The organism is Streptomyces sp. NPDC058671, assembly GCF_042716475.1.
GTDB lineage: Bacteria > Actinomycetota > Actinomycetes > Streptomycetales > Streptomycetaceae > Streptomyces.
Map to the genome: position 1 here is coordinate 26,290 of NZ_JBHXSA010000038.1, position 11,769 is coordinate 38,058.

Genomic DNA, 11,769 nt, shown 5'->3' on the forward strand with positions numbered 1-11,769 from the left:
TTCCGGGCGGTCAGCGGCTGAGGTAGAAGCGGACGGTGGTGCCGTCCGGAGCCGTGTGCACCCGGACCAGGTCGGCGAGGTAGTTGACCAGGAGCAGGCCGCGCCCGCCCAGCTGGCCCCGGGCCGCCGGGCGGCGGCCGGCCAGCGGGTCGGCCAGGCGGCCGCCGTCCTCGACCTCGCACACGATCCGCTCGCTCTCGGCCCAGATCCGCAGGGTGCCGGAGCCACCGCCGTGGATCACGCTGTTGGTCGTCAGTTCCGACACCGCGAGCGCGAGGTCCTGTGCCCGGCCGCCGGGCAGCCCCAGCCCCTCGGCCTCCTTGACCGCGAAGTGACGCGCCGCCGGCAGCTCCTCGGCGCCGAAGGAGACGGTCGCGGCGCCCGTCGGACGGACCAGGGGCTCGTTGTAGCGGGCGACGACCGTCTGCCAGTCGTAGGAGGGGCTGCTCAGTTCACGTCCCCGGTCGATGACCGTGGGGTGGGTGGCCCAGGCGTCGGCGATGACCTCGGCGTCCAGACGTACCGTGTCGTAGGGGCACAGGATGGTCGCGTCCCGCCCCTGGAAGGCGCTGTTGATCAGCGCTTCGTGCTGCACGCACGCGGGGTACTCCGTGGCTGTACGGCCGGCCCAGATCGGCTCGCCGATGATGCGGACGTGGCCTTCGGGATGGGCGTCGGCGAACGCTCTCAGCACTCCCGGGATGATCCGGCCGGGGTTGCGGCCGGCCTCGGTCATGTCGAGGAACTGGACATCCTCGGCACCGGGCCCGAGAGCGTTCTTGATCAGTTCGAGGTTGGGGCCGGGCACCGCGACCGCCACGGCCTCCCCGGCGGCCAGGCCCTCCTGGACGAAGGGCACGGTTCCGGCCACGTACTCCCGCTCGTCCCGGTAGAACAGGGCCGGGTGAACGAAGGTCTCGCCGGCGGCAACTGTACTCATCGCTGTGCCACCTCGATCGTCGACAGGTCGGGCCAGAACATGTCCAGTACGCGCCGCAGCTCCGACGGCGGGTCCTCAAGGACGATACGGCCCTCGGGCAGGTTCTGCGCCGTGACCGCCAGAGCGGCCACGCCGGCCACGTCGACGAACCGGAGCCCCGACATCTCCACGTAGGAGACGTCCGTGTGGCGCCGCGCCATGGTCGTCAGGGCGTCTTCCCAGGAAGGGCGCGAGACCACGTTGACCTCGCCCATGGCTCTCACCCCCGGTCGCCCTGACAAGGGGCCTACCTCCAGCAGAGCCCGCCCCGACGACCGCATCGGGCGGAACCGGTCCGCGTCGTGTGGGGCATCCACGCTCTGTTCTCCTACGTCGGCGTCGGCAGTGGCCTCATCCGACCCCGTAGCCTAACCGACCGGGGATTCCCGCGACATCCCGGGGGGATGCGTACCGGCGGGGGTCCGTCCCGCCGTGCGCCGGGGGCCCGGCACCCTCGCCGGTCCCGGACCGGGCGGGGCATACTGCGTGGCATGGACAGCACCAGCGGCAACCTGTCCCCGAGGGACGACGAGGGGACCACAGCCCGCACCGACCAGTACACCGTCGGCGGGGCGTGCGTCGTCGTCGCCCGCGGCGACCTGGACCTCAGTACGCTCCAGCCGCTCACCGACGCCCTGACCACAGCGGGCAGCACCTACCCCGTGGTGATCCTCGACGCCTCGGAGATCACCTTCGGGGACTCGACCTTCCTCAATCTGGTCCTCCACACCCACAGCACGACGGCCCTCCGTGTCGTCGCGCCCGACGAGCAGCTCCGCCGGCTCTTCGAGATCACGGGAGCGGACACCGTCCTCGACATCCGCCCCACTGTCGAAGCGGCCCTGTCACCGCCGCCGTCCCCGTAGCGCCCGAGGACGGGACGCGCCCCCGGGGAGGTCAGGTGCCCGGGCCGGGGTCCGGGTGGACGGGTTCCGTGATGCCCGCCCGCGCCGCCTCCAGCTGGGCGGCGAAGGCGATGCCGAGGAAGAGCGCGATGCCCGTCACGTTCGCCCACAACAGCAGGGCGACGAAGGCCGCGAGGGAGCCGTACACCGCACCGAACGACCCGCTGCCGCCTACGTAGAGGCCCAGGAGCCAGGTGGCGGCGACCCACAGCAGCAGATGGATCCCCGACCCGAACACCAGCCAGGTGTAACCGGGCTGGACCCGGCGGGGAGCCCAGCGGAAGATCACGGCGGAGGCGAGTGCCGCGAGCAGCACCCCGAACGGGAGGTGGAGCGGCCGCCACCAGGCGAGCAGGGACGGCGGCCAGTGCAGTGCCCGCGTCACGGCCTCGCCGATCTCGGGGCCGGCCACGATGACGAGGAAACCCGCCCCCAGCGGCAGGCCCGCGCTCACCGCGAGGAGGACGGCCCTGCCGTACTTGGCGAGGAACGGACGGTCCCGCTCGATGCCGTAGATGCGGTTGCAGCCCCGCTCGATCTGCCCCATGGCGGAGGCGAGGTTGAGGATCGCGAAGCCGAGGCCCAGCCACATGGCGATGGCCCCGGCCGTGTCCGCCCCGGCGCTGCGCCGGGTGTCGGCGAGCGCGTCGCCCACCAGGTCCGCGCTGGCGCCCGGAACGACGCCGGCCAGGGACAGCTCGATCGCCCGTCCCAGGCTCTCGGTGTGCATGGTCACCGTCACGCCGACCAGGGCGATGGTGAACGGGACGATGCCGAGCACCACCTGGTAGCCCAGTGACCGGGCGAAGCTGAAGCCGTCCGCGTACCGGAAGCGGGCGAAGGAGTCGACGAGCAGCGCCCGGCCGCCGTAGTGCCGCAGCGCTGTGAACGCCTCGTCGCCGGAGAGTTCCTCCCCGAGCATGTCCCGCGTCTGCGGAACGTGCACCACCGTGCCCATGTCGTCCTTCCCCGCCGGTGGCGTCGGTCGTGACGCGCGACGCCTGTCATGTGCCCGGAACGGGCGAGCGCATACGCCGACGCGCACGGCCCGCCGGGTGTGTGCGTCAGAACGTGCCGGACAGAGCCTTCTCGCGCTCGGGCGCGCCCGCCTGCGCGGGTACCGTCGCGGCCCCGGCGAGGCGCGGCTCCGTCACCGTCTGCTGCCACAGGATCCGGCAGGCGAGGAGCGTGGCGGCGATGAGCAGCCCGTTCCGGGTGAAGAGCACCGCCATCCCCAGCGGGTCGCTCCGCGTCACGTGCGAGAACCACACCGGGAACTCGAACTGCGTCACCGCCGTCGCCCACACGATCAGATGCACCGGGCGCTCCATCCGGCTCGCCCGGTAGGCGAGACACACGGCCGCCAGACCGACCAGCCACAGCATGTACTGCGGGGAGAGCACCCGGCTCGTCGCCGTGAACAGCAGCACCGCGACGAAGGCCGCGTCCGCCACCGTCGACGAGGTGAAGTGGCGCGCCTTGAACCGCCAGAGCAGCAACCAGCCGAAGGCGACGAAGGTGAGCACCATGGCGGCCGTCGACACCGTGGAGACGTACGGGCCGAGGAACTCGATCGAGCCGTAGTTCATCCGCGCCTCACCGTCCCAGCCGAAGTGCCGGGCCACGTGGAACACCATCGAACCCAGCGACTCGACCTCCGTGCCCCGGTCGCGCTGGAAGGAGAGGAAGGCCAGCGCCCCCGGCATCCACAGCACGCAGAGCAGCAGCACGGCCGCCGCCGCGCCCACCGCCGTCGGCCAGGCGCGGAAGGTCGCCCGGCCCTTGGGGGTGCCCGCGAGCAGCAGCACCGGCCACACCTTCAGGACCGCGCCGAACCCGGCGAGGGCGCCGAGGACGCGCGGACTCCGGCCCGCCGCGAGCAGCGCCGCCACCGCGACGGCGGTCACCATCACGTCGTACCGGGCGTACGCGGTCGGGCCGAGCACCGCGACGCCGGCGATCCAGATCCACGCGCCGCGCATCGAGCGGCCGGCCCGGCGGCCGGTGTGGACGAGCAGCCCGAAGACGAGCGCGTCGCAGAGGAAGGCGAGGACGAAGAAGGCGGCCGAGTAGCCGAGGAACGGCAGCAGACCGGGGGCCAGGATCGCGAACGCGGCGGCCGGCGGGTACTGCCAGGTCACGTCGTCCAGCGGGTACGTGCCCGTCCGCAGGACGTCGTACCAGCCCTGGTAGATGTCCGCGACGTCGAACGTGATGTCCGGTCCGGGGATCACCACGATCTTGAAGACGCAGAGCAGCAGGACGACCCGGGTGAGACCCCAGAGTCCGAGCGGAAGCCGCAGATCGGTGCGTGACCGTGAACGATTCCCCACTGCGCCCGTCTTCACTGGTCTCGTCCTTGTCCTGTCGGCCCGCTCACGCGGGGGAGTGGTGGTGCTGGGCGGTGGGTGCGCTCGCGGTACTGTCGGCCACGATGCACAAGACCCTGATCGTAACCAACGACTTCCCGCCGCGTCCCGGCGGAATCCAGGCCTTCCTGCACAACATGGCGCTCCGCCTGGACCCCGACCGGATCGTGGTCTACGCCTCCACGTGGAAGCGTGGCGGCGAGGGGATCGAGGCGACGGCCGCGTTCGACGCCGAACAGCCTTTCACGGTGGTGCGCGATCGCACCACCATGCTGCTGCCGACCCCTCGCGTCACCGCCCGGGCCACCGCGCTCCTGCGCGAGCACGGCTGCGAGTCCGTGTGGTTCGGCGCCGCCGCCCCCCTCGGCCTGATGGCGCCCGCGCTGCGCCGGGCGGGCGCCCGGCGGCTCGTCGCCACCACCCACGGCCACGAGGCGGGCTGGGCCCAGCTGCCTGGCTCCCGGCAGCTGCTGCGGCGGATCGGCGAGGGGACGGACACCATCACCTACCTCGGCGAGTACACCCGCTCCCGGATCGCGGCGGCCCTCACGCCCGCCGCCGCCGGCCGCATGACGCAGCTCCCGCCCGGCGTCGACGAGAAGACCTTCCACCCCGGCTCCGGCGGCGCGGAGGTCCGCGCCCGCCTTGGGCTCAGCGACCGCCCCGTCGTGGTCTGCGTCTCCAGGCTGGTCCCCCGCAAGGGCCAGGACACCCTGATCCGGGCGATGCCGCGAATCCTCCGCCGGGTCCCGGACGCCGTCCTCCTGATCGTCGGCGGCGGCCCGTACGAGCAGGACCTGCGCCGCCTCGCCGCCGAGACCGGCGTGGCCGGATCCGTACGCTTCACCGGCGCCGTCCCCTGGTCCGAGCTGCCCGCCCACTACGGAGCCGGCGACGTCTTCGCCATGCCCTGCCGCACCCGGCGCGGCGGCCTCGACGTCGAAGGCCTCGGCATCGTCTACCTGGAGGCCTCCGCCACCGGCCTCCCGGTCGTCGCGGGCGACTCCGGCGGTGCCCCCGACGCCGTCCTCGACGGCGAGACCGGCTGGGTCGTCCGCGGCGAATCCCCCGAGGACACCGCCGACCGCGTCACCACCCTCCTCCTCGACCCCGAACTCCGTGCCCGCATGGGCGAGCGGGGCCGCGCCTGGGTCGAGGAGAAATGGCGCTGGGACCTCCTGGCCGAACGCCTGCGCGCCCTGCTCTGAGACGCCACGGCTTGGGCGGTCGGACGCCACGACGGAGGGGGCCCGGGGCGATGTCGCCCCGGGCCCCCTCCGTACGTCCGAACCGTCGGCTCAGGCCGTGTAGATCGCCTCGATCTCGTGCGCGAAGTCCTTCGCCACCACGTTCCGCTTCAGCTTCAGGGACGGCGTGATGTGGCCCGCCTCCTCCGTGAACTGGGCCGGCAGGATACGGAACTTGCGGACCGACTCCGCCTTGGAGACCGCCGCGTTGCCGTCGTCGATCGCGCGCTGGACCTCCGCCACGAGCTCCACGTCGTCGCGCAGGGTGGCAGCCGTCGAGCCCGCCGGCTTGCCGTGCTCGGAGGCCCAGCGGCCGAGGAACTCCTCGTCGATCGTGACCAGCGCGCCCACGAACGGGCGCCCGTCGCCGACCACCATGCACTCCGCGACCAGCGCGTGGGCCCGGATCCGGTCCTCGATGACCGCGGGGGCGACGTTCTTGCCGCCCGCCGTGACCAGGATCTCCTTCTTCCGGCCGGTGATCGCCAGATAGCCGTCCTCGTCGAGGGTGCCGATGTCACCGGTGTGGAACCAGCCGTCCGCCAGCGCCTCGGCCGTCGCCGCCTCGTTGTTCCAGTACCGCGAGAAGACGTGCTCGCCGTGCAGCAGCACCTCGCCGTCGTCGGCGATCCGCACCACCGAACCCGGCAGCGGCTGCCCGACCGTACCGATCTTCTGCCGGTCCCAGGGGTTGAACGCCGTCGCCGCGCAGGACTCCGTCAGGCCGTAGCCCTCCAGGACCGTGAAGCCGATGCCCCGGAAGAAGTGCCCGAGCCGCTCGCCGAGCGGCGCGCCGCCCGAGATCGCGTACTCGCCGCGCCCGCCCAGCACCGCCCGCAGCTTGGAGAAGACCAGCTTGTCGAAGACCTTGTGCTTCAGCTTCAGGCCGAAGGACGGACCCTGCGGGGTGCTGATCGCCCGGCTGTACGCGATCGCCGTGTGCGCGGCCCTGTCGAAGATCCTGCCCTTGCCGTCGGCCTGCGCCTTCGCCCGCGCCGAGTTGTAGACCTTCTCGAAGACCCGGGGCACGCCCAGGATCAGCGTCGGCCGGAACGAGGCCAGCTCGTCCGTGAGGTTCTTGATGTCCGGGACGCAGCCCAGCCGGATCGGCGCCATCACGGACGCGACCTCGACGAGCCGGCCGAAGACGTGCGCGGCGGGCAGGAACAGCAGCACCGAGCACTCACCGGTACGGAAGAGGGGCTTCAGCCGCTCCACCACGTTGCCGCACTCGGCGAAGAAGGCCCGGTGGGTCAGGACGCAGCCCTTGGGGCGGCCCGTGGTGCCCGAGGTGTAGACGATCGTCGCCGGGTCGTCCGCGTTCGCCGCCGACATGCGCTCGTCGAGCAGCTCGTCGGAGACGTCCGCGCCGCTCGCCGTGAGCCGCGCGACCGCGTCGTCCTCGATCTGCCACACGTCCTTGAGCCGCGGCAGGTGCTCCCGCACTGACTCCACCGAGGCCTCGTGCGCGGCGCTCTCGACCAGCACGAGCGTCGAGCCCGAGTCGCCGAGGATCCACTGGATCTGCTCCGGCGAGCTGGTCTCGTACACCGGCACGGTCACGCCGCCCGCGCTCCAGATCGCGAAGTCGAGGAGCACCCACTCGTAGCGCGTACGGGAGAGCAGCGCGACCCGGTCACCCGGCTCGACACCGGCGGCGATCAGACCCTTGGCGGCCCCGCGGACCTCGGCCAGGAACTCCGTGGCGGTCACGTCGGTCCACGCCCCGGCGACCTTGCGGCCCATCACGGCGACGTCTGGGTGCTGGGAGGCGTTGCGGCGGATGAGATCCGTCAGGTTGCCGTCCGCGGGGACCTCGTACAGGGCCGGAAGGCTGAACTCGCGCAAGACTGCTGCTCCTCATCGGGCGCCGGCGCCACGGCTCTGTGTGATGCACCGGTGAAGTCCAAGAAATGGCGGGCGCTCAGTGGGGGTGAGCACGACTGGACTGCCCGGACGTTACCCATCAGTACATGGTTGCCGATAGGGGGTTCCGGCCAGATGTTCCGTGCATCACACATGTGTGGCGGTGCTCTGCGCACAGTAATCCACAGGTTTGCCGACTCGGAAGTAACCGCAGGTCGCACCCCCTAAGGTAGGGCCCATGCGAGTCCATGTGGTCAGTGACGTGCACGGAAACGCCGGAGACCTCGCCAGGGCGGGGGACGGTGCCGACGCCCTCATATGCCTGGGGGACCTGGTCCTCTTCCTCGACTACGCCGACCACAGCCGGGGGATCTTCCCCGAGCTCTTCGGCGTCGAGAACGCCGACCGGCTCGTGGAACTCCGCACCGCCCGCCGCTTCGACGAGGCCCGTGACCTGGGCCGCCGCCTCTGGGCCGCGCTCGACGTCGACCGGGACACCGCGATCGAGGCCGCGGTCCGCCGCCAGTACGCCGAACTCTTCGCCGCCTTCCCCACCCCCACGTACGCCACCTACGGCAACGTCGACATCCCTCGCCTCTGGCCCGACTTCGCCCGCCCCGGGACGACCGTCCTCGACGGCGAGCGGGTCGAGCTCGGCGGTCTCGTGTTCGGCTTCGTCGGCGGCGGCCTGCGCACCCCCATGCGCACGCCGTACGAGATCTCCGACGAGGAGTACGCGGCGAAGGTCGAGGCCCTCGGCGACGTCGACGTCCTCTGCTCCCACATCCCGCCGGACGTCCCCGAGCTGACGTACGACATCGTCGCCCGCCGCTTCGAGCGCGGCAGCCGTGCCCTGCTCGACGCCATCCGGCGCACCCGGCCCCGCTACTCCCTCTTCGGCCACGTCCACCAGCCGCTGGCCCGGCGGATGCGGATCGCCTCGACCGAGTGCGTGAACGTCGGCCACTTCGCCTCCACGGGCAGGCCCTTCGCGCTGGAGTGGTGACGGGCGCGCGGTCACGGCGCGATAGCCTGCCGTCGGCACGTCCGTGCCCTGCGACTTCCTTCGATTTCCGCCGGACCGCACAGTGGAGGAGCCACCACGATGGCCGAACACACCAGCTCGAGCATCACCATCGAGGCGGCGCCGGCCGACGTCATGGGCGTGATCGCCGACTTCGCCCGCTACCCGGAGTGGACAGGCGAGGTGAAGGAGGCCGAGGTCCTGGAGACCGACGGCTCCGGCCGCGCGGAGAAGGTCCGGCTGCTCCTCGACGCCGGCGCCATCAAGGACGACCACACCCTCGCCTACACCTGGACCGGCGCCGACGAGGTCAGCTGGACCCTGGTCAAGTCCCAGATGCTCCGCTCCCTCGACGGCTCCTACCGGCTCGCGGCGCTCGGCGGCGACCGCACGGAGGTCACGTACCAGCTGACCGTCGACGTCAAGATCCCGATGCTCGGCATGATCAAGCGCAAGGCGGAGAAGGTCATCATCGACCGGGCGCTCGCGGGCCTGAAGAAGCGCGTCGAGTCGGGCACGTAACGGGCCGGCCGGGCGGGCGGCCGCGACGGGGGCCCGCAGAGGCCCCGTCGGCGGCCGGTAACGTTCCCGGCATGCGGATCATCCTTGTCACCGGCCCGGGCGGCGCCGGCCGCACCACCGTCGCCGCCGCCACCGCCCTCGCGGAGGCACGGGCCGGCCGCCGGGTCCTGCTCGTCTCCGAGGACGCCGACCCGCTCCTCACCGGCGATGCCCCCGGCGCCCACCGCCCCGAGCCGGCCGCCGGCGCCGTCCGCCGCTCCGAGTCGGCCCCCGGCGCCCAGCGCTCCGCGCTCCCCGGCGCGCTCCGCGTCCACCGCCCCGAGCCCCCCGCCGACTTCCGCCGTGAGTTCCTCGCCCTCCAGGCCCGCTCCGGCACCGCCCTCGATCTGCTCGGCGCCACGCCCTTCGAGGACGCCGAACTCACCGAGCTGCCCGGCAGCCGCCAGTTCGCCCTGCTCCGCTCCCTCCGCGACGCCGCTCAGGGCGACCACGAGCTCGCCGTCGTCGACCTGCCACCCCTCTCCGAGGCCCTCGCCGTCCTCGCCCTGCCCGAGCAGCTCCGCCGCTATCTGCGCCGCCTCCTGCCCGCCGAACGGCAGGCCGCCCGCGCCCTGCGCCCGATGCTCGCCCAGCTCGCGGGGGTCCCCATGCCCGCCCAGTGGCTGTACGAGACCACCGCCCGCTGGGAGGCCGAGCTGGCCGCCGTACAGGCCGTCCTCGAAGCCCCCACCACCAGCGTCCGGCTCGTCCTGGAACCCGGCCCCGCCGCCGCCCGGGCCCTGCGCACCGCCCGGCTCGGCCTCGCCGTCCAGCGTCTCGCCCTCGACGCCGTCGTCGCCAACCGGCTGCTGCCCGCCGACTCCGACGACCCCTGGCTCGCCGGGCTCGCCACCCAGCAGCACCGGCACCTCGCGGAGCTCCGTACCGCCGCCGGAGCCGTCGAGGAGCTTCCCCACCTCGGCCGGGACCCGCGCGGGCCCGAGGACCTCGCGCTCCTCGCGCCCGCACGGCCCGCCGCCGCGCCTGCCCCCGTACCGCGCTGGACCGTCGAGGACCGGCGCGAGGAGGACGGTGTCCTCGTCTGGCACCTCGCCCTCCCCGGGGCCGTCAAGGAGGAGCTGTCCCTCGTCCGCAGGGGTGACGAACTGCTCCTGACCGTCGGCGCCTTCCGCCGCGGCATGCCCCTGCCGGGCGCCCTGCGCCGCTGCACCGTCACCGGAGCCGGGCTCGTCGAGGGCGACCTCAGGGTGCGCTTCACGCCGGACCCCGGCCTCTGGCCCCGTACTTCCTGAAGGGGCGTGTACCGTCGAAGTACCAGCCACTGAGGAGTACGCCATGAGCGATTCGGACGCCTGGGCCAAGGCGTGCGCCGAGGACCTGGAGGCGGAGAGGGCCCGCCGCAGGGACCGGCGCGGTGACGGGCCGGGCTCGCCCGCCGAGGAGTTCCGCAAGCTCTTCGAGGCCGTCGCCGACAAGGTCTCCGGCAGCCTCGGGAACCCGCTGCTCGGCGGCCAGGCCGCCGAGACCGTGCAGCAGCTCGTCCACCAGGCGAAAGCCGTCGTCGAGCCCGTCATCGAGCGCAACCCGCAGGTCTTCGACCACCTCGCGGCCGCCGGGAACGAACTGCTCGCCGCCTACCGCTCCGCCGTCGAGGGTCACGAGCGCCGCTGGACCCGCGACGAGACGGTGTCCCCGGACGACCCGCGCGACCCCCGTAAGGACACGGACGGCCCGCGCGAGGACGACCGCAAGGACGACGAAGGGCCGGGAACCGGCCAGCACATCGACCTCGACTGATCGGTAGGCCCGTCCCCCTCGGGTACGGTGGGCCCTAGCGGGGCTCGACCGAAAACTGAGGGACACATGGGACTCACCATCGGCGTCGACATCGGCGGCACGAAGATCGCGGCCGGCGTGGTCGACGAGGAGGGCAACATCCTCGACACGCACAAGGTGCCCACCCCGCCGACCCCCGAAGGCATCGTCGACGCGATCTGCGCGGCCGTCTCCGAGGCCGGCAAGGGGCACTCGATCGAGGCCGTCGGCATCGGCGCCGCGGGCTACGTCGACGACAAGCGCGCCACCGTCCTCTTCGCGCCGAACATCGACTGGCGCCACGAGCCGCTCAAGGACAAGGTCGAGCAGCGGGTCGGCCTGCCCGTCGTCGTCGAGAACGACGCCAACGCGGCCGCCTGGGGCGAGTACAGGTTCGGCGCCGGCCAGGGCCATGAGGACGTCATCTGCATCACCCTCGGCACCGGCCTCGGCGGCGGCATCATCATCGGCAACAAGCTGCGCCGCGGACGCTTCGGCGTGGCCGCCGAGTTCGGCCACATCCGGGTCGTCCCCGATGGTCTGCTGTGCGGCTGCGGCAGCCAGGGCTGCTGGGAGCAGTACGCCTCCGGGCGCGCCCTCGTCCGCTACGCCCGGCAGCGCGCCAACGCCACCCCGGAGCGCGCGGAGGTGCTGCTCGGCCTCGGCGACGGCACCCCCGAGGGCATCGAGGGCAAGCACGTCAGCCAGGCCGCCCGCGCCGGCGACCCGGTCGCCGTCGACTCCTTCCGTGAGCTGGCCCGCTGGGCCGGCGCCGGTCTCGCGGACCTGGCCTCGCTCTTCGACCCCTCGGCGTTCATCGTCGGCGGCGGCGTCTCGGACGAGGGCGACCTCGTCCTCGACCCGATCCGCAAGTCCTTCCGGCGCTGGCTGATCGGCGGCCAGTGGCGTCCGCACGCCCAGGTCCTGGCGGCCCAGCTCGGCAACAAGGCCGGCCTGGTCGGCGCCGCCGACCTGGCCCGCCAGGGCTGCGGCGGGTCGCGGAGACGGTCACGGCCGCGACGGAGACCGGCAAGGCCTGACC

The 11,769-nt window shown here is 72.8% G+C and carries 12 protein-coding genes; 7 read left to right on the forward strand and 5 right to left on the reverse strand.

All coding sequences use genetic code 11. The features are described from left to right. Positions 1 to 10: 10 nt before the first annotated feature. Positions 11 to 940 carry an anti-sigma factor RsbA family regulatory protein gene (locus ACFWV2_RS31345; RefSeq protein ID WP_384410251.1) on the reverse strand — a complete coding sequence of 310 codons (930 nt, stop codon included), beginning with the start codon at positions 938 to 940 and terminating at the stop codon, positions 11 to 13. After that, positions 937 to 1,194 (reverse strand): STAS domain-containing protein, encoded by a 258-nt coding sequence (locus ACFWV2_RS31350; RefSeq protein ID WP_384410254.1) that lies wholly within the window; start codon positions 1,192 to 1,194, stop codon positions 937 to 939. The genes ACFWV2_RS31345 and ACFWV2_RS31350 overlap by 4 nt, the downstream gene beginning before the upstream one ends. A 276-nt stretch (positions 1,195 to 1,470) precedes the next feature. Between ACFWV2_RS31350 and ACFWV2_RS31355 the strand changes: the two genes are divergently transcribed. Then, positions 1,471 to 1,845, forward strand: a complete 375-nt coding sequence (locus tag ACFWV2_RS31355) for an STAS domain-containing protein (RefSeq protein ID WP_384410257.1) — start codon at positions 1,471 to 1,473, stop codon at positions 1,843 to 1,845. Between the two features lie 31 nt (positions 1,846 to 1,876). Here ACFWV2_RS31355 and ACFWV2_RS31360 read toward each other — a convergent pair whose 3' ends face one another. Together ACFWV2_RS31360 and ACFWV2_RS31365 are read right to left on the reverse strand one after the other, a co-directional pair. Beyond that, positions 1,877 to 2,842 (reverse strand): YihY/virulence factor BrkB family protein, encoded by a 966-nt coding sequence (locus tag ACFWV2_RS31360; RefSeq protein WP_384410260.1) that lies wholly within the window; start codon positions 2,840 to 2,842, stop codon positions 1,877 to 1,879. A 106-nt stretch (positions 2,843 to 2,948) separates the two neighbouring features. Further along, on the reverse strand, positions 2,949 to 4,217 hold the full coding sequence (locus ACFWV2_RS31365) for a glycosyltransferase 87 family protein (protein ID WP_384410284.1): 1,269 nt from the start codon (positions 4,215 to 4,217) through the stop codon (positions 2,949 to 2,951). 101 nt (positions 4,218 to 4,318) lie between these two features. On the opposite strand from ACFWV2_RS31365, the gene ACFWV2_RS31370 reads away from it, so the two are divergent. Further along, on the forward strand, positions 4,319 to 5,461 hold the full coding sequence (locus ACFWV2_RS31370; protein ID WP_384410263.1) for a glycosyltransferase family 4 protein: 1,143 nt from the start codon (positions 4,319 to 4,321) through the stop codon (positions 5,459 to 5,461). A 90-nt stretch (positions 5,462 to 5,551) separates the two neighbouring features. On the opposite strand, the gene ACFWV2_RS31375 is transcribed toward ACFWV2_RS31370, so the two are convergent. After that, positions 5,552 to 7,348 carry an AMP-dependent synthetase/ligase gene (locus ACFWV2_RS31375; RefSeq protein WP_384410266.1) on the reverse strand — a complete coding sequence of 599 codons (1,797 nt, stop codon included), beginning with the start codon at positions 7,346 to 7,348 and terminating at the stop codon, positions 5,552 to 5,554. Positions 7,349 to 7,604: 256 nt separating this feature from the next. Here ACFWV2_RS31375 and ACFWV2_RS31380 point away from each other — a divergent pair, with 256 nt between their 5' ends. From ACFWV2_RS31380 to ACFWV2_RS31400, 5 genes are all read left to right on the forward strand, one after another. Further along, positions 7,605 to 8,372, forward strand: coding sequence for a metallophosphoesterase (locus ACFWV2_RS31380; protein ID WP_384410269.1), 768 nt, complete (start codon positions 7,605 to 7,607; stop codon positions 8,370 to 8,372). Positions 8,373 to 8,471: 99 nt separating this feature from the next. Next, entirely contained in the window at positions 8,472 to 8,912 is a 441-nt protein-coding gene (locus ACFWV2_RS31385) for an SRPBCC family protein (RefSeq protein WP_384410272.1), read from the forward strand. A gap of 71 nt (positions 8,913 to 8,983) precedes the next feature. Next, complete coding sequence (locus ACFWV2_RS31390; protein ID WP_384410275.1) at positions 8,984 to 10,204, forward strand: ArsA-related P-loop ATPase; 1,221 nt, start codon at positions 8,984 to 8,986, stop codon at positions 10,202 to 10,204. A gap of 43 nt (positions 10,205 to 10,247) precedes the next feature. Further along, complete coding sequence (locus tag ACFWV2_RS31395; protein ID WP_384410278.1) at positions 10,248 to 10,709, forward strand: DUF5304 domain-containing protein; 462 nt, start codon at positions 10,248 to 10,250, stop codon at positions 10,707 to 10,709. Between the two features lie 66 nt (positions 10,710 to 10,775). Beyond that, a partial coding sequence (locus ACFWV2_RS31400; protein ID WP_384410281.1) for an ROK family glucokinase occupies positions 10,776 to 11,769 on the forward strand: 994 nt, incomplete at its 3' end.